Origin of the sequence: Gordonia sp. X0973 (assembly GCF_013348785.1) — a bacterium.
In the GTDB taxonomy this organism is placed as follows: Bacteria; Actinomycetota; Actinomycetes; order Mycobacteriales; family Mycobacteriaceae; genus Gordonia.
In genome coordinates this window covers 942,725-965,330 of the sequence record NZ_CP054691.1, presented here as the reverse complement: position 1 = coordinate 965,330, position 22,606 = coordinate 942,725, and the positions used below count along the sequence as shown (strand labels likewise).

22 protein-coding genes are annotated in these 22,606 nt (G+C 69.6%); 12 read left to right on the top strand and 10 right to left on the bottom strand.

Annotated elements, in window-relative coordinates; genetic code table 11:
- Nucleotide 1: 1 nt before the first annotated feature.
- Both pstC and pstS read right to left on the bottom strand, forming a co-directional pair.
- Nucleotides 2-1,033 carry a phosphate ABC transporter permease subunit PstC gene (gene pstC / locus HUN08_RS04745; protein ID WP_124248436.1) on the bottom strand — a complete coding sequence of 344 codons (1,032 nt, stop codon included), beginning with the start codon at nucleotides 1,031-1,033 and terminating at the stop codon, nucleotides 2-4.
- Between the two features lie 21 nt (nucleotides 1,034-1,054).
- Entirely contained in the window at nucleotides 1,055-2,128 is a 1,074-nt protein-coding gene (gene pstS / locus HUN08_RS04740) for a phosphate ABC transporter substrate-binding protein PstS (RefSeq protein WP_124248437.1), read from the bottom strand.
- A 198-nt stretch (nucleotides 2,129-2,326) separates the two neighbouring features.
- Between pstS and HUN08_RS04735 the strand changes: the two genes are divergently transcribed.
- Nucleotides 2,327-5,530: a BTAD domain-containing putative transcriptional regulator gene (locus HUN08_RS04735; RefSeq protein WP_124248438.1), complete on the top strand. Its 3,204-nt coding sequence runs from the start codon at nucleotides 2,327-2,329 to the stop codon at nucleotides 5,528-5,530.
- A gap of 10 nt (nucleotides 5,531-5,540) precedes the next feature.
- On the opposite strand, the gene HUN08_RS04730 is transcribed toward HUN08_RS04735, so the two are convergent.
- The 4 genes from HUN08_RS04730 to HUN08_RS04715 form a co-directional block, all read right to left on the bottom strand.
- On the bottom strand, nucleotides 5,541-6,371 hold the full coding sequence (locus HUN08_RS04730) for an ABC transporter permease (RefSeq protein WP_124248439.1): 831 nt from the start codon (nucleotides 6,369-6,371) through the stop codon (nucleotides 5,541-5,543).
- A gap of 11 nt (nucleotides 6,372-6,382) precedes the next feature.
- A complete protein-coding gene (locus HUN08_RS04725; protein WP_124248440.1) occupies nucleotides 6,383-7,417 on the bottom strand; it encodes an ATP-binding cassette domain-containing protein in 1,035 nt (344 codons plus the stop codon).
- A gap of 219 nt (nucleotides 7,418-7,636) precedes the next feature.
- A complete protein-coding gene (locus HUN08_RS04720) occupies nucleotides 7,637-8,443 on the bottom strand; it encodes an N-acetylmuramoyl-L-alanine amidase (RefSeq protein WP_301546891.1) in 807 nt (268 codons plus the stop codon).
- Entirely contained in the window at nucleotides 8,443-8,844 is a 402-nt protein-coding gene (locus HUN08_RS04715) for a hypothetical protein (protein WP_124248442.1), read from the bottom strand. Before HUN08_RS04715 ends, HUN08_RS04720 begins: the two co-directional genes overlap by 1 nt.
- 54 nt (nucleotides 8,845-8,898) lie before the next feature.
- On the opposite strand from HUN08_RS04715, the gene HUN08_RS04710 reads away from it, so the two are divergent.
- A complete protein-coding gene (locus tag HUN08_RS04710; RefSeq protein ID WP_124248443.1) occupies nucleotides 8,899-9,507 on the top strand; it encodes a phosphoribosylanthranilate isomerase in 609 nt (202 codons plus the stop codon).
- A gap of 4 nt (nucleotides 9,508-9,511) precedes the next feature.
- Nucleotides 9,512-10,135: a hypothetical protein gene (locus HUN08_RS04705; protein WP_124248444.1), complete on the top strand. Its 624-nt coding sequence runs from the start codon at nucleotides 9,512-9,514 to the stop codon at nucleotides 10,133-10,135.
- A gap of 4 nt (nucleotides 10,136-10,139) precedes the next feature.
- Here the strand turns inward: HUN08_RS04705 and HUN08_RS04700 are convergent, their stop codons facing one another.
- Nucleotides 10,140-10,775, bottom strand: coding sequence for a DsbA family oxidoreductase (locus HUN08_RS04700; RefSeq protein WP_124248445.1), 636 nt, complete (start codon nucleotides 10,773-10,775; stop codon nucleotides 10,140-10,142).
- Nucleotides 10,776-10,858: 83 nt separating this feature from the next.
- Between HUN08_RS04700 and HUN08_RS04695 the strand changes: the two genes are divergently transcribed.
- From HUN08_RS04695 to HUN08_RS04680, 4 genes are all read left to right on the top strand, one after another.
- Nucleotides 10,859-12,634, top strand: coding sequence for an acyl-CoA dehydrogenase (locus HUN08_RS04695; RefSeq protein WP_124248446.1), 1,776 nt, complete (start codon nucleotides 10,859-10,861; stop codon nucleotides 12,632-12,634).
- A 123-nt stretch (nucleotides 12,635-12,757) separates the two neighbouring features.
- The gene (locus HUN08_RS04690) at nucleotides 12,758-13,519 is read left to right on the top strand and encodes an SDR family NAD(P)-dependent oxidoreductase (RefSeq protein ID WP_124248447.1); all 762 of its coding nucleotides are present in this window, start codon (nucleotides 12,758-12,760) and stop codon (nucleotides 13,517-13,519) included.
- Nucleotides 13,520-13,624: 105 nt separating this feature from the next.
- Nucleotides 13,625-13,813, top strand: coding sequence for a hypothetical protein (locus HUN08_RS04685; protein ID WP_124248448.1), 189 nt, complete (start codon nucleotides 13,625-13,627; stop codon nucleotides 13,811-13,813).
- Nucleotides 13,814-13,945: 132 nt separating this feature from the next.
- Nucleotides 13,946-15,484 (top strand): alkaline phosphatase family protein, encoded by a 1,539-nt coding sequence (locus tag HUN08_RS04680; protein WP_124248449.1) that lies wholly within the window; start codon nucleotides 13,946-13,948, stop codon nucleotides 15,482-15,484.
- 63 nt (nucleotides 15,485-15,547) lie between these two features.
- On the opposite strand, the gene HUN08_RS04675 is transcribed toward HUN08_RS04680, so the two are convergent.
- Nucleotides 15,548-16,555 (bottom strand): acryloyl-CoA reductase, encoded by a 1,008-nt coding sequence (locus tag HUN08_RS04675; protein WP_124248450.1) that lies wholly within the window; start codon nucleotides 16,553-16,555, stop codon nucleotides 15,548-15,550.
- Between the two features lie 151 nt (nucleotides 16,556-16,706).
- Here HUN08_RS04675 and HUN08_RS04670 point away from each other — a divergent pair, with 151 nt between their 5' ends.
- Genes HUN08_RS04670 through HUN08_RS04655 form a run of 4 tightly spaced genes read left to right on the top strand, consistent with a single transcriptional unit; the run spans nucleotide 16,707 to nucleotide 20,576 of the window.
- Nucleotides 16,707-17,558, top strand: a complete 852-nt coding sequence (locus HUN08_RS04670) for a hypothetical protein (protein WP_124248451.1) — start codon at nucleotides 16,707-16,709, stop codon at nucleotides 17,556-17,558.
- Entirely contained in the window at nucleotides 17,555-18,259 is a 705-nt protein-coding gene (locus HUN08_RS04665; protein ID WP_301546890.1) for a phosphatase PAP2 family protein, read from the top strand. Before HUN08_RS04670 ends, HUN08_RS04665 begins: the two co-directional genes overlap by 4 nt.
- Before the next feature lie 35 nt (nucleotides 18,260-18,294).
- Nucleotides 18,295-19,086, top strand: coding sequence for a hypothetical protein (locus HUN08_RS04660; RefSeq protein WP_174900968.1), 792 nt, complete (start codon nucleotides 18,295-18,297; stop codon nucleotides 19,084-19,086).
- A gap of 2 nt (nucleotides 19,087-19,088) precedes the next feature.
- Nucleotides 19,089-20,576: a cell wall metabolism sensor histidine kinase WalK gene (locus tag HUN08_RS04655; RefSeq protein WP_174900878.1), complete on the top strand. Its 1,488-nt coding sequence runs from the start codon at nucleotides 19,089-19,091 to the stop codon at nucleotides 20,574-20,576.
- On the opposite strand, the gene HUN08_RS04650 is transcribed toward HUN08_RS04655, so the two are convergent.
- Together HUN08_RS04650 and HUN08_RS04645 are read right to left on the bottom strand one after the other, a co-directional pair.
- Nucleotides 20,515-21,189 carry a response regulator transcription factor gene (locus HUN08_RS04650; protein ID WP_124248452.1) on the bottom strand — a complete coding sequence of 225 codons (675 nt, stop codon included), beginning with the start codon at nucleotides 21,187-21,189 and terminating at the stop codon, nucleotides 20,515-20,517. The two genes, HUN08_RS04655 and HUN08_RS04650, sit on opposite strands and share 62 nt — an antisense overlap.
- A gap of 106 nt (nucleotides 21,190-21,295) precedes the next feature.
- Entirely contained in the window at nucleotides 21,296-21,529 is a 234-nt protein-coding gene (locus tag HUN08_RS04645) for a hypothetical protein (protein ID WP_124248453.1), read from the bottom strand.
- A 153-nt stretch (nucleotides 21,530-21,682) separates the two neighbouring features.
- Here HUN08_RS04645 and HUN08_RS04640 point away from each other — a divergent pair, with 153 nt between their 5' ends.
- Nucleotides 21,683-22,537, top strand: a complete 855-nt coding sequence (locus HUN08_RS04640; RefSeq protein WP_165353453.1) for a S9 family peptidase — start codon at nucleotides 21,683-21,685, stop codon at nucleotides 22,535-22,537.
- Nucleotides 22,538-22,606 lie beyond the last annotated feature (69 nt).

Sequence of the window (22,606 nt, the reverse complement as noted above, 5' to 3'; positions counted from 1 at the left end):
GTCACGCCTTCTTTCTCGCGACGATGGCGCGCGCGGCGGCGTTGACCAGGAAGGTCAGCACGAACAGCGCGAGGCCGGCGGAGATGAACGCACCGGTCTTGGCGGGCGAGTCGAATTCGGCGGCGTTGTTGGCGATCTTCGTCGCGAAGGTCTCGCCGCTCTCCATGAGGTTGAAGTCGATCGGGCCGGTGTTGGAGATGATGAGGTAGAGCGCCATCGTCTCGCCGAGGGCGCGGCCCAGGCCGAGCATCGAACCGCTGATGTAGCCGGAGAAACCGAACGGCAGGACGGCGGTGCGCACGACCTCCCACTTGGTCGCACCCAGTGCCAGGGCCGCCTCGCGGTGGCTGACCGGCGTCTGCGTGAACACCTCGCGGGTGACGGCGGTGATGATCGGCAGGATCATGACGGCCAGCACGATCCCCGCGGTGAGCAGGGTTCCGCCGGTCGACATGTTGGTCACGTTGTCCTTCGGCTCCGTGAAGAACGGGAGGAAGCCGAGGTTGTCGACCAGCCAGCGGTTGACCGGGACCATCGCCGGGCCGAGGACGAGGATGCCCCACAGGCCGTAGACGATCGAGGGCACCGCAGCCAGCAGGTCGACCAGGTAGGTCACCGGGCCGACGAGCTTCTTGTGCGCGTACTCGGTAAGGAAGACCGAGATGCCCAGGGCGATCGGCATGGCGATCAGCAACGCGATGATCGAGACCACCAGCGTCGCGTAGAGGAGTTTGGGGATGCCGAACTTGAGTTCTCCGCCGCCGATGGACCAGTCGCCGGAGTAGGTGAAGAAGTTGGCCTGGTTATCCGCCAGCGACGGTGCCGCCGAGATGATGAGGAAGGCCGCGATAAGGGCGATCACCAGGGTGACCAGGAGTCCGGATCCGGTCGCGAGGCGTTTGAAGACGACATCGCCGAGGCGGCTGGCCGCCGATCCGGTGAGCGATGAGGGGGGCCGGTCGCCCGATGGCGCCGCCGCGGTGGCGGCGGCGTCATCGGGCTTGGCATGGCGCCCCTGTCGGGGAGTCGTCATGTCGTTGGGAGCCGGCACGGTCTACTTCAGGGCGTCGACGGTGGAGCGCAGCGTCGCCTGGTAGCCCTCCGGCAGCGGCACGTAGCCGAGCTCGGCGAGGCCCTTCTGACCGTCGGAGAGGATCGTCGTGAACGCCTCCTTGATGGCCGGTCCGGTCTTCGCGTCGGAGTAGCCGGTCGAGCAGACCACCTCGTAGGTGGTCAGCATCAGCGGGTAGGCGCCGGCCGTCTTGGACGCGAAGAGCGCGTCGGCGTCGACGACGAGGTTCTTGTCACCGGGCTGCTTGAACTTCACGCTGTCGAGGGCCTTGCCGGCCGACTCGGCGGTGAGCTTCACCGCGCCGGAGCCGAAGTCGATGGCGGCGACCCCGAGGTTGTTCTCGGTGGCGAAGCCCCACTCGACGTAGGTGACGGCGCCCGCGGTCTTCTTCACGGTGTCACCGACCCCGGTGGACTTCGACGCGGCCGAGCCGCCGGTGCCCTTGAACTCCTTGGAGTGCCCGTGGGTCCACGCGGCCGGGGCAGCGGCGGAGAGGAACTTCTGGAAGTTGTCGGTGGTGCCGGAGCTGTCGCTGCGGTGGACCGGGACGATCGCGGTCGACGGGAGCTTGGCGCCCGGGTTGAGCGCGGCGATCTCCTTGTCGTCCCACTTGGTGATCTTCGAGTCGAAGATCTTCGCGAGCACCGTCGGGTTCAGCTTCAGGTCCTCGACGCCGTCGAGGTGGTAGGCGATCGCCACCGGCCCGGCGACGAGCGGGATGTGCCACGCCTCGTTGCCGCCGCAACGCGCCTTCGCCTTGACCGCCTCGTCGTCCTTGAGCGGCGAGTCCGAACCGGCGAAGTCGACGTCGCCGGCGAGGAATTTCTTGATGCCGTCGCCCGAGCCGCTGCCGGTGTAGTCGAGGACCGCACCGCCCTTGTCGGTCAGCACCTTGCTGAAGTGCTCCATGGCCTTCTGCTGCGCCGTCGAGCCCTCACCGGTGATGGTCGTGCTCGAGCCCGACCCGCCACCACATGCCGCCACCGTCATCGCGGCGGCGACGCCTGCCACTGCCGCGCTCGCGCGACCGAAACCTTTGCGCTGGAAATTCACCATGGACCTTTCGTTCTGGCGGCCCACCGTCGGGGCCCGTCGCGATGGACGCTAGGGGTCCGGGGTGGACATGGCGGGACGCCCGGGTGAACGGCGACCCAACCCGGCCTGTCCGATTCGGGAAGTTCGGTGGGGCAGACCGGACGAGACCGAGAAATGGCACGGCGGGGACCGGTGGACGCGGACGCCTAAGCTGGCAGGGTGCCGCAGCGACCCGACCGACCCATCGTCGGCCTACTCGGACCGGTGACCGTGGCCGGCGAGCCGGTCGCGGGCCTGCGCGCCCGCCGTCTGCTGGTGTCCCTCGTCCTCGCCGACGGCCGGCCGCGGGCCGCGCAGCGCCTCATCGACGACGTGTGGGAGGACGATCCGCCGCGCTCGCCGCAACCCGCGCTGCAGACGCAGATCTCGCGGCTGCGCCCCTTGCTGGGCGGCGCCCTCATCGAGGGGGTCGGCACCGCCTACCGCCTCACCGGCGTCGACACCGACATCGCGATCGCGCAGCGACTGCTCGCCGAGGGCGAGTCCGAGGCGATCGACGAGGCGACGCAACTCTGGCGCGGTGAACCCGGCGACGACCTGGGCGACGATTCCGCGTTGGCGGGCGACGTGGCCCGCCTCGCCGGCGCCGCCCGACGCCGACTCGACGAGGCGCGGGCCGCCGCGGCCCTGAACGACGGCGACTACGCCTGCGCGCGTGAGATCGCCGAGCAGCGCTGTGCCGTCGATCCGCTCGACGAGCCGGCCCACGTCCTGCTGATGCGCGCGCTGGTCGGGCAGGGCCGACGTGCCGACGCCCTCGCCGTGTTCGCCCGCCTGCGCCGGGCCTTGGCGACCGATCTGGGCGTCGATCCGGGCGGGGAGGCCACCGCGCTGCACGCCGAACTCCTCGCGGAGAACCCACCGACCGTGGCCGCTCCCCCGACCAGGCGCGCCAAGACCGTCGGACTGCGCGCCGAGCCGACACCGCTGGTCGGGCGCGATGCCGATCTCGCCGCCCTGGTGACCGCCGTCGGCCGACACCGCGTCGTCACGATCCTGGGCCCCGGCGGCGTCGGGAAGACCCGCATGGCCAACGCCGTCGGCAACGCGGTCAGCACCAGGCGGAACCTGCCGGTGTTCTTCGTCCCGCTGGCGTCGGTCCGCGACAACGACGACGTGGTGGCCGCGTTGGCCCAGGCCCTCGACGTCGGCGAGGTCGACATGAGCACCCCCGGTCGGCCGCGGCTGGCCGTCGGCGATCTGGCCGACCGGCTCGCCGATGCCGTCCGCGGCCGTGAATCGCTGCTCATCCTGGACAACTGCGAGCAGGTCATCGAGGCCTGCGCCCGCATCGTCGACGACCTGATCGCCGTCGAACCCGGCCTGCGCGTCCTCACCACGAGCCGTTCCCCGCTGCAGATCGCCGCCGAGCAGATCTACCCGCTGCCGGTCCTGGAGGTGGAGGGGGAGCACCCGTCGGCCGTCGAGCTGTTCACCGTGCGCGCCCGCGCCATCCGGCCCGGCATCGAGCTGCCCGCCGACACCGTCAACGACCTGTGCCGCCACTTGGACGGACTGCCACTCGCGATCGAGCTGGCGGCCGCGCGCACCCGGACGATGAGCGTCGAGGAGGTCGCCCGCCGTCTCGCCGCACGCTTCGACCTGCTGCGCTCCGCCGACCGGACGGCGCCGGACCGGCACCGGACGCTGCGCGCGGTCATCGAATGGAGTTGGGACCTGCTCGACAACGACGCACGCAACGCGTTGGCACGGCTCTGCCGCTTCCCGGCCGGCTTCTCCCCCGCCGCGGCGGCGACGGTGCTCGGCCAGGGACCGGAGGTGGACGACGCCCTCGACGCCCTGGTCAACCAGTCACTGCTCGGCGTCACCGAGGTGGCCGGACGCACCCGCTACCGGATGTTGGAGATGGTCCGCGAGTTCGGCGAGGAACAGCTCGACGACGAGACGGGCGCCCAGGTCGATGCGGCGATGGCCCGGTGGGCATGCGACTACGCCACCGCCGTCCGGCGCACCGGCGAATCGGGGGTGGACCGCGCGCTGATCACCGACGTCGCCACCGAGATGGAGAACCTGATCTGGGTGCTGCGCCGCGCGCTCACCGGCCGGGAAGCCGGCGAGACGGGTGACACCGCCGTCACCATCGTGACGGTCTTTCCGCTGGTGGCCTCCTTCTGGGGGATGCGCGGCATGCACTCCGAGATCCATTCGTGGGCGCAGCGGATCATCGACGCCCTGCCCGCGGCGCCCCCGGACCTCGACGACCGCCTGCGCGAACTCTGGCAGGCGACGCTACTCACGGTCATCGGCCAATTGCTGGCCGTGCGGAACCTGCGCGGGGTCGCACGCGGCCGCGCGGCGCTCCGGCCGCTGCACCGACCCGATCTCCGGTTCGAACTGCCGACCGAACTGTTGGGTTCTCTGGTGCTGACGCACCGAGTCACCGATGGGGTGCGATCCGTCGTGCGCGCCACCGCGTCGGCGAATCCCGAGGTGCGCCAGATCGCCCTCGGTCTGCGCCACAATCTGCGGGAGAACGCGGGCAACCTCGCCGGGGCATTGGCCGACGCCGACCGTCTGCGCGACCACATGAACCCCAGCGACCCGTTCGCGGCCTCCATGATCAACGTCAGCACCGCGAGCGTCTATTCGCAGCAGGGGCGGTGGGAGGAGGCCGTCGGCTACTACCGGGCCGGGGCGCACACCCTGGCGTCGATCGGCGCCGACGACGACGAGCAGCAGGCGCGCGGATTCCTCGTCGCGTCGTTGATCGCCATGGGCCAAGTCGACGAGGCGGAGACGGAATTGGCGATCCTCGCCGACGGGTGGCGACCCGGCGACCCCGCGCCGCAGGGCAACCCGGAGGCCGTCGCCGGGATGATCCTCGGCTACGCCGAGGTGGCCCGGGTCCGGGGAGAAGGCTCGGTCGACCTGTACCAGCAGGCGAGCGACCTGCTGATCGGCGACCATCCGATGGTCGTCCGCGACCCGGGGGCGCTCATGGTGCTCTCGGTGATCATCGCCGGACTCTCCCTGGAGGGCGCCTGGCCGCGTGCGCGCGCGGTCGTCGACGTCGTCCGCGACGGGATGCGCGAGATGTTCACCCCGCGCGGCTGGCACGACATCCCGCAGGCCGCCACCATGGCCCTGGCCACCGGTCTCATGGTGTCCACCGACCCGGCGGAGACGGATACGGCCGCCCGCGCCGACGGGGCCACGCTCATGCTGTTGAGCGAGCGCCTGGGCGCCCGCCGCGACTACCGCAGCCTTAACGACGTGCGGAAGCACATGCGCGAATACTCCCCGCTGCCCGACGCCCACTGGCAAGAACTCGCCGACCGCGTCGCATCGATGTCTCGACGGGACGCGGTCGACGAGTTCTACCGGCTGGTCGTCGCGCGGTAGCGGCTACCGCCTACTTCGCGTTGCGGATGTAGGCGCGCACCGCCAGCGGCGCGAAGATCACGATGATCACCGCCGCGCCGATGAGGCTCCACACGACGTGGGTGCCGATGTGGCCGTTGTTGCACATCTCGCGCACCGCGGTCACCAGGTGACTGACCGGGTTCACCTTGACGAAGGCCTGCAGCCAGCCGGGCATCTTGTCGGTCGGCACGAAGGCGTTGGACATGAAGGTCAGCGGGAACAGGATCAGCATCGAGACGCCCTGCACCGCGGAGGCCTTCTTCATCAGGCAGCCCATGAGGGCGAAGATCCAGGAGAGGGCGAAGGCGCAGACCATCACCAGCAGGATCGAGCCGACGACGCCGAGGGGGTCGGGCCGCCAGCCCATCGCGATTCCGACGCCGAAGGTGATGACGGTGGCGATCAGGTAGCGGATGACATCGGCCAACAGGGCGCCGGCCAACGGTGAGATCCGGGCGATCGGCAACGACCGGAACCGGTCGAAGACGCCCTTGTCCATATCCTCGCGCAACTGGGTGCCGGTCACGACGGAGGTCGTGATGACGGTCTGGACGAGGATGCCCGGGATGATCAGCGGCAGGTAGTTGTGCACGTTGCCTGCGATGGCGCCACCGAAGATGTAGGTGAACATCAACGTAAAGATGACGGGCTGGAACACCACGTCGAAGAGCTGTTCGGGGTTGTGCCGGATCTTGAGCAGACCGCGGTAACCCATCGTGAAGGATTGTTTGACGGTCTCGGCGAGGGTGACCGAGGTCTTGGCCTCGGAGCGGACCGCGGCGGTGGAAATTCTCCGCCTGGGGGCAAGTGTGGTCGTCATGGTGGAAGCTCCTACTTCTCGTTGCTGTCGGATTCGTCGGCGCCGGGTTCGGGCTTGCCGGTCAGGGTCAGGAAGACCTCGTCGAGGCTCGGTTTCTGCACCGAGATCTCCTCGACGTCGATCCCCTGCTCACGCAGCGCGATCAGCACGTCGGGCACCACGTTGGTGCGGTGCAGGCTGACGGTGACGCGCGCGGCCTCCGGGCTGAGCACGGCCGGTTCGCCGACGACGCGCTCGGCGATCTCGGCGGTGCGCGCCGCATCGGCGCGGTCGGCCGGGGTGAGCTGCAGGGTCGACGATCCGACGGACTGCTTGAGCTCGTCGGCGGTGCCGTCGGCGATGACGACGCCGTGGTCGACGACCGCGATCCGGTCGGCGAGCTGATCGGCCTCGTCGAGGTACTGCGTGGTGAGCAGCACGGTGGAACCGCCGGCGACCAGGTCACGGATGGTGTCCCACATCTGGGCGCGGGTGCGCGGGTCGAGGCCGGTGGTCGGCTCGTCGAGGAACAGCAGCGGCGGGGTGTCGATCAGGCTCGCGGCCAGGTCGAGGCGCCGCCGCATGCCGCCGGAGAACTCCTTCAGCGGCCGGTTGGCCGCCTCCTGGAGGCCGAAGCTCTCCAGCAACTCCTCCGCGCGGGACCGCGACTTGGGCCGCGACATCCCCAGTAGCCGCCCGAACAGCACGAGGTTCTGGGTGGCGGTGAGGTCTTCGTCGACCGACGCGTATTGGCCGGTGACCCCGACCAGCGAGCGCACGGCGACGGCGTCGCGCACGACGTCGTAGCGGAAGACCTTCGCCTGACCGGCGTCGGGGCGCAGCAGGGTGGCCAGCATGCTGACCGTCGTCGTCTTGCCCGCGCCGTTCGGCCCGAGCACGCCGTACACCGATCCGACGGGTACGGCCAGGTCGACGCCGTTGACGGCCTTGGTGTTGCCGAAGTGCTTGACCAGGCCCTGGGCGTCGATGGCGAGTTCGGAGCCGAATGCGACGTGGTCGCCGGCCCCGGCAGTGGCGGCCGTGGCCGCATCAATGGTTGTAGTCATGCCGACAACGATGCAGAACGCCGCTGACACGGCGCTTACGTCGGCTTACACGCGCTTACTCACGAGGTCTCGATACGCCGACTCGCCTAGCGGCTCGCCGGCACTCGACCACCGGCAATGGGTGGTCGAGATCTCGATACGATCGCTCCTTCGTCGCGATCACTCGATCCGGCGGTGGATCCGAGGCGCAAGCCGAGGAACCGTATCGAGACCTCTGGTTCACATGCACCGAGTGGGCAGTGCCGCCTCGATACCGGTCGCGATCCCGCGCGCATACTTGCTCAACGCGGTCGCCGGGACCGGGATGGAACCGCCGGTACCGCCGGCCGGGCCGAACTCGTTGTAGACCCACGGCGTGTTCGTCGCGATCAGCGAGATGATCGGGATGTTGCCCGCCCACAACGGGGCACGGCCGCCGAAGTTGTTGTCGCGCACCGAAACCCGATGCCCCTCGGCTTTGGAGCGGGCCGCCGCGATCGCCGCCGAATAGCGCTGGCTCGCCGCGGCCGTCGCCGCGTTGGTGAAGACGATCCGCACCGGCTTGCCGCCGCGACCCGCACCGCTGCGGTAGAGCCCGACCCGCTGCGGGAACACCGCGTTGACGCCCGGACTGGTGTGGATGCTGACCGCCAGGGCCGCACCGGCGCGCTCGGCCCGGGTCACCCGTTCCCGGTAGCTGACACTCTCCCCCGGCGAGCGCTTGAGCAGCACGACGCGATAGCCGCGGGCGGTGAGCGTGCGCTGCACCTGCTGTGCCACCGAGAACACGTTGCGGTCCTCGGCGCCGTTCGGATAGTCGATCTGCGCGGCGCCGGTGACCGGGTCGAAGGATTCGATGCGCACCGGGTTGTGCCCGGGATCGATCGCGACGACCCGCTGCCCGCACGGGGCGAGACTCGACGAGCCGCTGCCCGTCGAACCGGCATCCGGTGCGGCACTGCTCGACGCGACGCCGACCGGGCCGGTGGCGCATCCGGTCGCCGCCAATGCCCCGACCACGACGAGGGCGACTCGAATCCGAGCCACTATTTCTTCCCGCCCAGCCCGAATATGCCGGCGACCCCGCGACCCACCGACTCGACGGCGGCCACCGGCACCAGCGCGGTCTCGGCGACGCCGACGATCTTCTCGACCCGCGAGACGATCCCCTCCATGCGACGCATCAGGTCGTCGACGCGGTCGGACATCCCGTCGATCCGGTCCATCGTGGTGCTCACCCGGGCCAGCGAGCCGTCGAGCGAACCGATGGTGGTGTCCATCGACCCCATCGTCACGGTCAGCGCGTCCAGCGCCTCCCCCATGTCGCCGAGGATCTCCTGCACCTGGTCGACGGTCTCGTCGGCGGTGAGCGCCGCCTGGGTGAGTTTGCGCAGCCGTTCCCGGCCGGTGCGCGGCGCACCGTCGCCGCGGTTTCCCCGATCTGCCATGCCGACCATTATCGTCGCGGCACCGGCCGGTGTCAGCGATTACCCTGGTTCAGCGTGTATGTGAAGGTGTGCGGCCTGACCACCGTCGACGCGGCGCGCGTGGCCGTCGAGGCGGGCGCCGACGCGATCGGCGTCGTGATGAACGAGACGTCGTCGCGGGCGATCGAGGCCGATCTCGCCCGGCGGATCGTCGAGGCGGTCGGCGAGGATGCCGACACCGTCCTCGTCGTCAACGACAAGACGGCCGCGCGGGCGGCGGCACTCGCCGTCGACCTCGGCGTCGACATCCTGCAGTTGCACGGCCGGTATGCGCCCGACGACTTCACGACGGCACTCGGCCTGATCCCGCGGGTGTGGCGGGCGACCTCGCTGCGCGAATCCCCCGATCTCACCGTCGGGGCCTACGGCGAGGAGGCGCTGCTACTGGATGCCGCGACCCCCGGCTCCGGCGAGCGCTGGGACACCGGCGCGTTGGAGCGCGGTCCGTCCGGGCGGTGGATCCTGGCCGGCGGGTTGACCCCGGCGAACGTCGTCGCGGCCGTCGAGGCCGCGCGGCCGTGGGGCGTCGACGTCTCCAGCGGCGTGGAATCCGCACCGGGGGTCAAGGACCACGACGCGATCCGCGCCTTTGTCGGCGCGGCGCGGTCGGTCCGGGCATCATGACGCCATGAAGCTCTACGCGGATACCCCGGCCCGTCGCACGCGTCAGATCGTCGGCGACCTGTGGGCTTTGGCCTGGACCGCCTTCTGCGTCTGGCTGGCCGTCAAGGTCTTCGATGTGACGATGGCGCTGGCCGCACCCGGTCGGACGATGGAATCGGCCGGGGCCACCATGGCCGACAAGCTGCGCGACGCGGGTAAGAGCGCCGACAAGGTCCCGGTGGTCGGCGACAAGCTCAGCAAGCCCTTCGACGGTGCCGGTGGTGCGGCCGATTCCATCGCCCACGCCGGACGCGCCCAGGCCGAAGCGGTCCACACCTTCGCGTGGTGGTTGGCGATCGCGGTGGCCATCGTGCCGATCGCGATGCTGCTCTCGGTATACCTGCCGATGCGCTGGCGCTTCATCCGGCGCGCGAGCACCCACGTACGGCTGCGCAACACCGAGGCCGGGGTCGACCTACTGGCGCTGCGGGCCATCACCGGCCAGCCGTTGAAGGTGCTCAGCGCCATCTCGGCCGATCCGGCCGGTGACTGGCGGGCCGGAAATCCACCGGTCATCCGCGCGCTGGCCGCGGTCGAACTGCGCGACTGCGGGCTGAAACCGAGCGCGATGATCACCCCGCGAAGTTAGCGACCTATCCCGCCGCGCGTTGCAGCGCCGCGGCAAAGGTCTCGACCGGCTGCGCCCCGGACACGGCGAGCGCGCGGTCGAAGACGAAGAACGGGACGCCGGTGACGCCCAGCTGCGCGGCCTGGCTCTCGTCCTCGCGAACGGCGTCGGCGTAGGCCTGCGGGTCGTCGACGACCGCCCGCACGGCCTCCTCGTCGAATCCGGCCCCGACGGCGACGTCGATCAGCCGCTGCCGATCGCCGAACGCCGCCCCATCCTCGGCGAAGTTGGCCGCGTAGAACGCGTCGAGCATCGCCTCGGCCCGCCCCTGCTCGGCGGCGAAGTGGACCAGGCGGTGCATGTCGAAGGAATTGCCCATGTCGCGGCCCTGGGTGACGTAGTCCAGCCCGGCGTCGTGCGCCTGCGCGGCCAGACGCGCCTCCCCCGCCGCGGCCTGCTCCGGCGACATCCCGTACTTGGCGGCCAGCGCGCCGAGCACCGGCTGCGACGCGTCGGCGGGAAGCGTGGGGTCGAGTTCGAAGCTGCGATGCACGACCTCGACGTCGTCGGCGCCGTCGAACTGCGCCAACGCCTGCTCGAATCGCTTCTTGCCGAGGTAGCAGAAGGGGCAGTTGATGTCGGACCAGATTTCCACGCGCATGCCCGGATCAACCGCACCAGAGGCGTCGTTGTTCCCACAACAGTCTGTGACGCCGGGCCGCGGGTGGTGGTTAGGGTGGCAGCATGGCTCACCTGCTGTCCCGTCGGGACCTCGATTTCCTGCTCTACGAGTGGCTCGACATCACGTCGCTGACGACTCGGGAAAAGTTCGGCGCGCATTCCAGGGACACCTTCGACGGAATCCTCGACCTCTCGCAGGACCTGGCGGCGAAGCTCTTCGCCCCGCACAACAAGGCCGGTGACCAGCACCCGCCCTACATCGGCGACGACGGCAAGGTCGTGCTGATCGACGAGGTGAAGCCCGCGCTCGACGCCTATGCCGGGGCCGATCTCATCGCCGCCCCCTTCCCCGCCGAACTCGACGGCCTCGACCTGCCGATGACGATCAGCCGCGCCTCGATGGCGTGGTTCCAGGCGGCCAACCCGGGCACGTCGTCGTATGCGCTGCTCACCACCGCGAACGCCAACCTGCTCGTCGCGCACGGCAGCGCCGAGCAGATCGACACGTGGGTGCGGCCGATGCTGACCGGCCGGTACTCGGGCACCATGTGCCTGTCCGAGCCCCAGGCCGGTTCGTCGCTCGCCGACATCACTACCAAGGCGCGGCCGGTCGCCGACGGCAGCTATCGGATCACCGGCACCAAGATGTGGATCTCCGCGGGTGAGCACGAGCTGACCGAGAACATCGTGCACCTGGTACTCGCGAAGGCCCCGGGCGGCGGGTCCGGCGTCAAGGGGATCTCGCTGTTCGTCGTACCGAAGTTCCTGCCCGACGGGACGCGCAACGACGTGGCCCTCGTCGGCCTCAACCACAAGATGGGCAACCGCGGGACCACGAACACACTGCTGAATTTCGGGGACGGCACGCATCGGCCGGATGCCGCCGAACCGGGTGCGATCGGCTACCTCGTCGGCGAGGAGCACAAGGGTCTGGCCTACATGTTCCACATGATGAACGAGGCACGGATCGGCGTCGGATTCCTTGCCACGGCCATCGGCTATGCCGGATACCTCGCCGCCGTCGACTACGCGAAGGTCCGCACGCAGGGCCGGTCGGCGACGTCGGGCGGCGAGCCGGTGCCCATCATCGAGCACGCCGACGTCAAGCGGATGCTGCTCGCCCAGAAGGCCTACGTCGAGGGCGCGTTGGCGCTCGGGCTCTACTGTTCACGGCTCGTCGACGTGGAGGCCACCTCCGACGGCGACGAACGCGACCGCGCGCACACGCTCCTGGAGGTACTCACCCCGATTGCGAAGGCCTGGCCGTCGCAGTGGTGTACCGAGGCCAACAACCTGGCCATCCAGGTACACGGCGGCTACGGCTACACCACCGAGTTCGACGTGGAGCAGTGCTATCGCGACAACCGCCTCAACCCGATCCACGAGGGCACCAACGGCATCCAGGGGCTCGACCTGCTCGGGCGCAAGGTCACCATGAACGGCGGTGTCGGGCTGGCGCTGCTGCACGAGACCGTCACCGCCACCATCGACCGCGCACCCGCCGACGGTGAGGCCGCCGAGTTCGCCGACGCCCTGCGCGTCGCGGTGAACGACATGGTCGCGACGACCGCAACCCTGTGGTCGGAGCGGAATCCGGCGGTCGCGCTGACGAATTCCTCGGTGTACCTGCAGGCGGCCGGGCATATCGTCGTCGCGTGGATGTGGCTGGAGCAGTTGCTGACGGTCGGCGACGCGACGGGCGATTTCTACGACGGGAAGCGCGCGGCGGCCCGATACTTCTTCCGGTTCGAACTCCCGAGCACCGGTCCGCAGCTGGCATTGCTCGCATCCCTGGACCAGACCACCGCGCAGACCGATCCGGCCTGGTTCACCGACTGAACTCCAGCGGCGACGTCGTCGTGCGCAGCAGCGCCGACGGCGAAGCACCCAAACGGACCGAGCGCCCGCTCGGTCCGGCGTAGAGTGAGCCGCACCCCCACCCTCCCGCGAAAGGCATCGTCCATGGCCATCACCGACCTCTTCTCCGTCGAAGACAAAGTCGTCATCGTGACCGGCGCCTCGTCGGGTCTGGGCGTCTCCTTCGCGACCGGGTTCGCCGAAGCCGGTGCCGACGTCGTCCTCGCCGCGCGCCGCATCGACCGGCTCGCCGAGACCGCCAAGGCCATCGAGCCGACCGGCCGCACCAGCCTGTCCGTCGCCTGCGACGTGGCCGACCCCGATGCCTGCCAGCACGTCGTCGACGAGGCGATGGCGAAGTTCGGCCGGGTCGACGTCCTGGTCAACAACGCGGGTGTCGGCACCGCCGTCCCGGCCACCCGCGAGACCCCGGAGCAGTTCCGGCAGGTCATCGACATCAATCTGAACGGGTCGTATTGGATGGCGCAGGCCTGCGCCCGGGTGATGAAGCCGGGCAGCTCGATCATCAACATCTCCTCGATCCTCGGCATCACGACGGCCGGGTTGCCGCAGGCCGCCTATGCCGCCAGCAAGGCCGGGGTCATCGGCATGACCCGCGACCTCGCCCAGCAGTGGACCGGGCGACGGGGCATCCGGGTCAACTCGTTGGCGCCCGGGTTCTTCAAGTCGGAGATGACCGACCAATACCCGCCGGAATACCTGGAGCAGCAGGGTCCGCGCATGCTCGCCGGTCGCACCGGCGACCCGGCCGAACTCACCGCGTCGGCGATCTGGCTCGCCTCGGCCGCGGCGGGTTACGTCACCGGTCAAACGATCGCCGTCGACGGCGGTTTGACGGTCACCTAGGGCCCTCACCCGCGATGGGTTATCAAAGTCCACCTAAACGCGAACCCGAGATGCGCAGCGATATACATTTGTGACACATGTTGTTGCCTAGCTAGGAGATCCCCGATGAAACGACGTCTTTCGCTCGCGGTGGTCAGTGCCGCCGCCGGCCTCAGCCTCGGCGCCATTGCCATCGCGCCCGCGTCTGCGGCCACGCCGCAGCAGGCGGCCGAACACCAGACGGCCTCTGGTTGGCGCGTGTGCATCTACGGTCCGCCCATCGGATCGATGAGCTTCAACTTCTGCTTCCCGTGATCGGTCGCCTTCCCAGCGCCTGACAGCTCGATCACAGTGCTCGTCGCCGTTCTCGGCGACGGGCACTGTGCGTTTTCCGAGGCATTCCCGGGTTTTCCCGGACATTAACGTCCGTGTGATAGACCAGAGCGCATGGCTAATGGCCCCTTCGCCGGAATGACCCGCCGGGAACTCCTCGCCGCCGCCGGCGCGACCGGGAGCCTGGCCGCACTGGCCTCCCTGGCCGGACCGGTCATCGAGGAGGCCCACGCCGCCGACCCCGCCGGCACCGGCTCCCTCAACGACATCGACCACTTCGTCTTCTTCATGCAGGAGAACCGCTCCTTCGACCACTACTTCGGCACCATGTCCGGGGTGCGCGGCTTCGACGAGAAGTCGCCCGCCTGGAAGCAGCGCGGCTGGGCGCCCGGCGTCGGCCCCACACGACGCGGGTACACGATGCCGTTCCGCCTCGACACCACGCGCGGACCGTCCCTCGACGGTGAATGCGTCAACGACCCGGACCACTCGTGGGCCGGTATGCACCGCGCCTGGAACCACGGCCGCAACGACCGGTGGCTGCCGATGTCGATCGCGTCGGTCGGCGCGGCGAACGCCCCCGCGCTCATGGGCTACTACACGGAGAAGGACATCCCGATCCACCGCGCGCTGGCGGAGGCCTTCACCGTCTGCGACAACTACCATTGCTCGGTCCTCGGCCCCACCAGCCCCAACCGGCTGTATTGGATGAGCGCCACCCTCGACCCCGAGGGAAGGCACGGCGGACCGCTGCTGGAAACGCCGACGATCCTGCCGCAGCACGTGTACAGCTGGCGCACCATGCCGGAGAACCTCTCCGAAGCCGGGGTTTCCTGGAAGGTCTACAACAACCGCGACGCCGGTCCGCTGTCCACCGCGCTGCTCGACGGGATGATCAGCTGCTTCAAGCAGTCGGCCGACCCGGATTCCGAACTCGCCCGACGCGGCATCGCCCCGACCTACCCGCAGGACTTCGCCGCCGACGTCCGCTCCGGCCGCCTGCCCAAGGTGTCCTGGGTGATCCCGCCGCTGATGCAGTGCGAGCACCCGGCGCTGCCGGCGGCGCTCGGCGCCGCGGGCATCATCGACCTGCTGCGCATCCTCACCTCCAACCGGTCGGTGTGGGAGCGCACCGCACTCGTCATCAGCTACGACGAGAACGGCGGCTTCTTCGACCACGTCACGCCGCCCACCGCGCCACCCGGCACGCCGGGCGAGTACGTGAGCGTGCCCGATCTCTCGAAGGTGAAGGCGGCGAGCGGGATGCGCGGGCCGATCGGCCTCGGCTACCGGGTCCCCGGGCTGGTGATCTCGCCGTACAGCCGCGGCGGTCTCGTCGCTTCGGAGGTCTTCGACCACACCTCGCAACTGCGACTCCTCGAGACGCGTTTCGGCGTCGAGGTACCGAACCTCACCAAGTGGCGGCGCGAGACAACCGGCGACATGACCTCGGCCTTCGACTTCGCCGGCGGTCGCCGGTCGGGTCGGGTCAATCTGCCCGACCCGCAGCCCAAGGTCCAAGCCGCGCTCGCCCAGTGCGGCCCCAACATCGCCCTCGGTACCGCCACCGTCGGCACGCCCTACCCGGTGCCGCCCAACTCCATGCCCGCTCAGGCCCCGGGGACCCGGCGCGCGCCGAGCGGCCCGGTCTAGCCCCAACGGTGGTCGAGTGCCCGCACGCGCGCAGCGAGACGGGTGTATCGAGACCCGCGACGCCTACTCCGCGATCCGCACCACGGTCCGACCGGTGCTGGCCCCGTTGCGGATCGAGGCCAGGGAGTCGGGGAGTTCGTCCAAGCCGATCTCGGTGATCACCTTCTCCAGGTGAACCGGGCGCAGCTCGGTCTCCAGCCGTCCCCAGATGGCACGGCGCTTCTCCGGGGTGATCGACACCGAGTCGATGCCCAACAGCGTCACGCCGCGGAGGATGAACGGCAGCACCGTCGTCGAGAGCTGCGGCCCGCCGGTCAGGCCGCTCGCCGCCACCGCCCCGCCGTATTCCAGGGTGCTGATGACATCGGCGAGGGTGGCGCCGCCGACGCAGTCGACGGCGGCGGCCCAGCGCGACTTGCCCAGTGGCCGCGGTTTGGCGTCGGGGTCGGCGGGCAGACGGCCGATGACGTCGGACGCCCCGAGCTCGCGCAGCAGGTCGGCGGCGTCGGCCTTGCCGGTGGAGGCGACGACGTCGAATCCGAGTGCGGCCAGCAGATCGACGGCGACGCTGCCCACGCCGCCCGACGCACCCGTCACGACGACCGGCCCGTCGGCGGCCGTCACCCCGTGGTCCAGCAGCGCAGCAACGCTTTCCGCCGACGTGAACCCGGCGGTGCCGATTCCGGCGGCCTCCCGGGTGGACAGCCCGACGAGCTTCACGACCTGCGTCGCGGGTACCCGCGCGAATGCCGCGTAGCCGCCGTGGGCGTCGGTGCCGATCGGCCCGCCGTGGGCGACGACCGCGTCACCGGGGGCGAAGGCGTCGTCGTCGGAGGAGACGACCGTGCCGGCGAGATCGATGCCCGGGACGATCGGATAGTTGCGGACCACACCGCCGCGCGGGGTCACCGCCAGCGCGTCCTTGTAGTTGACGCCGGAGTATTCGACGGCGATGGTCACCTCCCCGGCAGGCAGATCGGCCGGCGTGAGGGTCTGGCTGTTGAGCCTGATCTCACCGTCGACATCGGTGGCGACGAGGGCGGGGAATTCGGCTGGCAGCGGCTTCGACATGGGACTCCTCGTTTCGGTCGACGGCTTCGGTCGGCTCCCGTCGACTCTGGCAATTCTTCGACTATAGGGCGCCGCCGAATCAGACTCAGCGGTCCTTAAGCGCTCCACTCCTACCGTCGACGCGTCAGTCGGAGAACGCAAGAGGAGAGTCATGCGCCACAGCGCGTCGCGCTACAAACTGCCCCAGGTCACGGTGCTGTTCTGGGTGCTCAAGATCGCCGCCACCACGCTGGGTGAAACCGGCGGCGATCTACTCGCACAGACGCTGAAGCTGGGGTACGCCGCGGCATCGCTGCTCTTCCTCGGCATTTTCGTCGTCAGCCTCGCCGTGCAGTTGAAGGCCAAGAGCTTCCACCCGGCGCTGTACTGGACGGTCATCGCCGCGACCAGCACCGCGGGCACCACCATCTCCGACCTCATCAACCGCGGGCCCGGATCGGGTACCTCCACCGACGGCGGGCTCGGCTACGGGGCGGGAGCGGCGCTGCTCGTGTCGCTGCTGGTCGTCGTGTTCGTGATCTGGCGGTTCAGCGGGGAGACCTTCGACGTCTCCAACATCACGACGCTGCGCGGCGAGGCGCTGTACTGGGCGGCGATCCTGCTGTCCAACACGCTGGGCACCTCATTCGGCGACTACCTGTCGGACAGTTCCGGCCTCGGCTACGGCGGCAGCGCCGCGATCATCGCCGCTACGATGGCCGCGCTGCTCGCCGCGCATTACTTCACCAACATCTCCGGGGTGCTGCTCTTCTGGCTGGCGTTCATCCTGACCCGGCCGCTCGGCGCCACGGTCGGCGACCTGCTCTCCAAGCCGGTGGCCAAGGGCGGCCTGGGCCTGGGGACGTGGGGAACCTCGGCCGCGCTGCTGGCGATCCTCGTCGTCGGCATCCTCGTCGGCTATCGCCGCCCGCGGATCGACTCGCCCTTCCCCGCGCCGCCTCCCGTCCCCGATGATCCCGACGACCCCGACACCATCCGCCGCGACGAGCGGGCAGCACGGTGACGCCGGACCGCCCATCCCCCGGCTCCCTCGTCGTCGGCCGGCCCGCGACCGGCCACCTGGCACTGGGCCTCGTCCTGTTCGGCCTGGTCCTGATCGGTGCCGCAGTATTCCTGGTCCATCCCGGGCCGCTGGGCGTCGACGCGGTGATCCTGCGCGAGCTGATCGCCACCCGCACCCCGGGGCTGACCACCGTCGTCGACGGTCTGAGCCGACTGTTCAGTCCCGCGGCGATGTGCGGGTGGACCGCGCTGATCGTCGTCGCGCTCGTTATGCGTGACCGCCACCTCGGGCGCGCACTGCCGGTGCTGGCAGCCGCCGCGGCGGCGGCCGCCGCGGGCACCGTCGTCAAGGTCGCCGTGTCGCGGCCGCGACCGCCCGAGGTCCTGCAGGTGGGCACCCCGGAGGCGACCTACTCCTTCCCGTCCGGCCACGTCGGCGGCACCACCGCGCTCGTCGTGGCCCTGCTGCTGGTGGCGGGCGCCGGACTCCCGCGCCTCTGGCACGGGCTGGCCGCCCTTGTCGCGGCCGCCGTGATCGTCGTCTGCGCCTGGACCCGGCTGTATCTGGGCGTGCACTGGTCCAGCGACGTCGTCGGCGGCGCATTGCTGGGCACCTCGGCCGCCCTGCTGATCCCACCGATCGCGACCTACCTCCTGAACCGCATCGCCAACCGTTTCCCCGTGAAAGGACTCCGCCCATGAACGACAGGCCCATGAACGACAAGCTGACACCCCGGATGCGAGGGAGCCAGTCGCCGACGAAGTATCTGCTGAGCAAGGTTCCCGAGGTCACGATCTATTTCTGGATCATCAAGATCCTCGCGACGACCGTCGGCGAAACCGCGGCGGACTACCTGAACATGAACCTGGGCTTCGGCCTGCAGTGGACGACGGTCGTGACAGTCATCCTGCTGGCGGTGATCCTCGCCGTCCAGTTCCGCGTCGACCGCTATGTCCCGGCGGTGTACTGGGCCGCCGTCCTGGTGATCAGCGTGACCGGCACGTTGATCACCGACAACATGACCGACGCGCTGCACATCCCGCTCGAGGTGTCGACGGCCGTGTTCGCCGTGGCACTCGTGGTGGTGTTCGCCGCCTGGTACCGGGTCGAGGGAACCCTGTCGATCCACTCGATCCGCACCCCTCGCCGTGAAATGTTCTATTGGCTCGCCGTGCTGGTGACCTTCGCGCTCGGCACCGCTGCCGGCGACCTCATCGGCGAGAAGATGGCCTTGGGTTACCCGAAGTCGCTCCTCATGTTCGCGGTGATCATCGCCGTCATCACCGTCGCCCATCTCGGATTCAAGCTGAACTCGGTGTTCGCGTTCTGGGCGGCCTACATCGTCACCCGCCCGCTCGGCGCCTCGATGGGCGACCTACTGACCCAGCCGAGGGCCAACGGCGGTCTGGGCTGGAACTCGTCGATCGTCAACATCGTGTTCCTGCTGGTGATCGTCGCGCTGGTCGGTTTCCTGACCGTGACGAGGGTGGATCGCATCGAGAACGACGCGCGCGCACTACCGTCGTGAGAATGGCGAGCGGCGAGCGGATCCGCGTGCGGTCGCGGCCGGTGCTGAACCGGCTGCGGCCGGTGCGCGCACGTCTGACGCTGCTCGCGACCGCGCTGGTGACCGTGGCGCTGGCGGTCGCCGCCGTCGCGATGGTGTTCACGCTGCGCCACATCCTGCTGCGCAACGCCGATTCGGCCACCCAGTCGCGCGCCGAGCAGATCGCCACTGCGCTCCCGTCGGAGGGGATCGACGGGATCGACCACGCCTTGCTGACGCCGACGCGCAACGTGGACGTGATCCAAATCCTCGACTCCCACGGGCGGGTCCTGCGGGTCAACAATCCGGAGTTCTCCCGGCCGCTGAGCACCCCGGTCCCGGCCGGGCAGGTCCGAGTCATCCACGGCGCCCACGCGAGCGCCGACGACGTGGAGTTCCGCACCAGCGCCAAGGGAATCGACGGGCGCCACGGGCACCTCACCATCGCTGTGGGGGCCGCCGAGGAGCCGATCAACCACCTCGTCGTGCTGGTGGCCGTGCTGTGCTGCATCCTCTTCCCGCTGATCGTGATCGGCATGGCGGTGCTGACCCACTACTTCGTCGGACGGGCACTGGCCCCCGTCGACGAGCTGCGCCGCCGCGTCGACGAGATTTCCGGCGGCGACCTGAGCCGGCGCGTCCCGGTGCCGGCGACCGGTGACGAGATCTCCACGCTGGCGGTGACGATGAACCGCATGCTGACGCGTATCGAAGACGCGCGCACGCGGCAGGTCCGTTTCGTCAACGACGCCTCACACGAACTCAACAGCCCGTTGACGACGATCGTCGGACTCCTCGATCTGGCCAACGAGAAGGGCCAGCCGATCGACGCCGACACCGTCGGATCGGTCATGCTCCCCGACGCGCTGCGCCTGCAGCAGATGGTTGCCGACCTGCTCCTGCTCGCCCGCGCCGACGAGAGCGGCCTCGCGCTGCACGTCGCCGAGACCGACCTCGACGACATCGTGGGCGCCGAGGTCGCGCGGGTGACGGCGCTGACCGATCTCGTCGTCGATGCGCACCTGCGTCCGGCGCGGGTCAGCGTCGACGGGGAGAAGGTCGCCCGCGCGCTGCGCAACATCGTCGACAACGCGGTGCGCCACGCGGTGACCCGCATCGCCGTCGAGATGGCCGTCGACGACGAGTCGGTGACGGTGACCGTTGCCGACGACGGGCCCGGCATCCCCGACGCGGACAAGGCACGGGTGCTGGAGCGGTTCGTGCGCCTGGATCAGGCGCGCGGACGGCGCACCGGTGGCTCCGGTCTGGGGTTGGCCATCGTCAGCGAGATCGTGACCGCCCACGACGGGGAGGTGATCGTCGGCGATGCGTCCGGCGGCTCCGACGGTGCCGGCGGTTCCGGGCACGGTGCGGCCGTCGGGTTCCGCCTGCCCCTGGTGATCGGGGATCTCAGCCGGCGGGTGAGAGCCGGTAGCCGACGCCGCGCACCGTCTCGATCGCCTTGCGATTGAACGGGGTGTCGATGCGGCGGCGCAGGTAGCTGACGTAGACCTCGACGACGTTCTCGTCGCCGTGGTAGTTGACATCCCACACGGCGTCGAGGATCTCCGTCTTCGTCACCACGGCGCCCTTGTTCCGCATGAGGAATGCGAGGAGTGAGAATTCGCGCGGGGTGAGGGTGAGTTCTTGGTCGCCGCGCCTGACGATATGCGCCGCCGGGTCGAGGGTGAGGTCGCCGGCGGTGAGGATCGCGGGGCGCTCCGGCGCGGTGCGACGGGCGAGTGCGCGAAGGCGGGCGGTGAGCACGACCGAGGAGAACGGTTTCGTCAGGTAGTCGTCGGCGCCGAAGTCGAAGGCATCGGCCTGGTCGTACTCGCCGTCCTTCGCCGTGAGCATGAGGACCGGCGTCCAGACACCGGCGGCCCGCGCCTCGCGGACGACCTCGTAGCCGTTGCGGCCGGGCATCATGATGTCGAGGACGACGATGTCGAATCGCTCGGAGAGGATCTTTTCCAGGCCCGCGGTGCCATCGTGGACGACGTCGACGACCCACCCCTCCGCCACCATCATGCGGCGGACGGTCTCGGCGACGTTGACATCGTCCTCGACGAGGAGAATGCGCATGTCCTCCACCATGCCCGTGCGGGGCTGTGGAGACGCTGAGTTCGGGTTTGACGCGAGGCCGGGGACGGCGAAGACCGTCCCCGGCGGCTGGTAGTCGACCATCGCCTCAGTCGGGGACGTCGCCCGGTTCGGGACGGTCGGGCACCCCGGGGATGTCCGGACGGTTCTGTGTGTCCTTGCCCTTGGTGGCCTTGTCGTGATGGTGGTGGTGATTCGTGATCGACGGGGCCGATCCCCCGGTCACCGCGTGGGCGATCCCCAGACCGGCTCCGGTGCCGAGGACCACTGTCGCCGCGGCGGCGACGAACCACATCGGTCGAACGGTGATGAGTTTGCGCATGTCAACTCCTTGATTGTCGGGCGCGGACCGTCGTTGGCGACGATCTGATCCCAGGGTGCGAGCGACGGCCTTGGAGGAGTCTGAAGCAGGCTGAGAACCGATAACGGAGGGGTCTCAGCGAGGTCTCAGCGGGCATGCAGCAGTATCTTCGGTGTGCAAAGAATCCTCGTCCTGCTGATCGGTGCCTGCCTGCTCGCCGCCGCGTGCGCGCTGCCCGTCGGGTGGAACCAGTCGACCGCGCTCGGCGCTCCCCCGTCACAGTCGATCCGGCTGCCCTATCCGACCCTCGACGGGGAGTCCACGCAGAACGTCGGGGACCTCTATCTGCCGTCACATGTGCAGGGTCAGGCGCCGCTGATCGTGTTGTTCCACGGCGGCGCCTGGCGCAGCCACATCGCCCGGTCGAGCACGTCGCGTCTGGCACGCACCCTGACCGAGCACGGCTTTGCCGTCTACAACGTGGAGTACCGGCGGATCGGTGCCGGCGGCAGCTGGCGCAAGACGTTGGACGACGCCGCCGCGGCAGCCGATTTCGCGACCGCGCTCTCCGTGCTGTACCCGCAGGTGAGTCGTTCGGTGTTCCTCGTCGGGCACAGCTCGGGCGGGCAGCTCGCGGTGTGGGCCGCTCAGCACATGCGTCTGCGGCCGGCCGCGGTGATCGCGATTTCCGCTCCGCTGGCGCTCACCGTGGCCGCGCGCAACGGCGACCGCAACGTCGCCGCCTTCCTGGGCGGATCCCCCGATCAGCAGCCGCAGCGCTACAGCTCGGCCGATCCCGCGGCGATCGGGTGCCCCCGGGTGCCGATCGTGGCCGTACACGGCACAGCCGACCGCACCGTTCCCATCAGCAACGTGCGCGCATTCATGTCCCGGGTGCGCTGCCCCGGTGCCCGCGTCCGCTTGGTCGAGGTACCGGGCGCAAACCACATCGCGCTCATCTCTCCACGCTCCCCGGCATTTTCGACGACGCTGAACGTCATCGAGACGACCACCCGACGCTGGCGCTGACCCCGGCCACAGCAGTCCGGGGTGCTTCCCCGGTGGTCAAGTGGATCCGTGGCGCTAGACGCGTTGGTC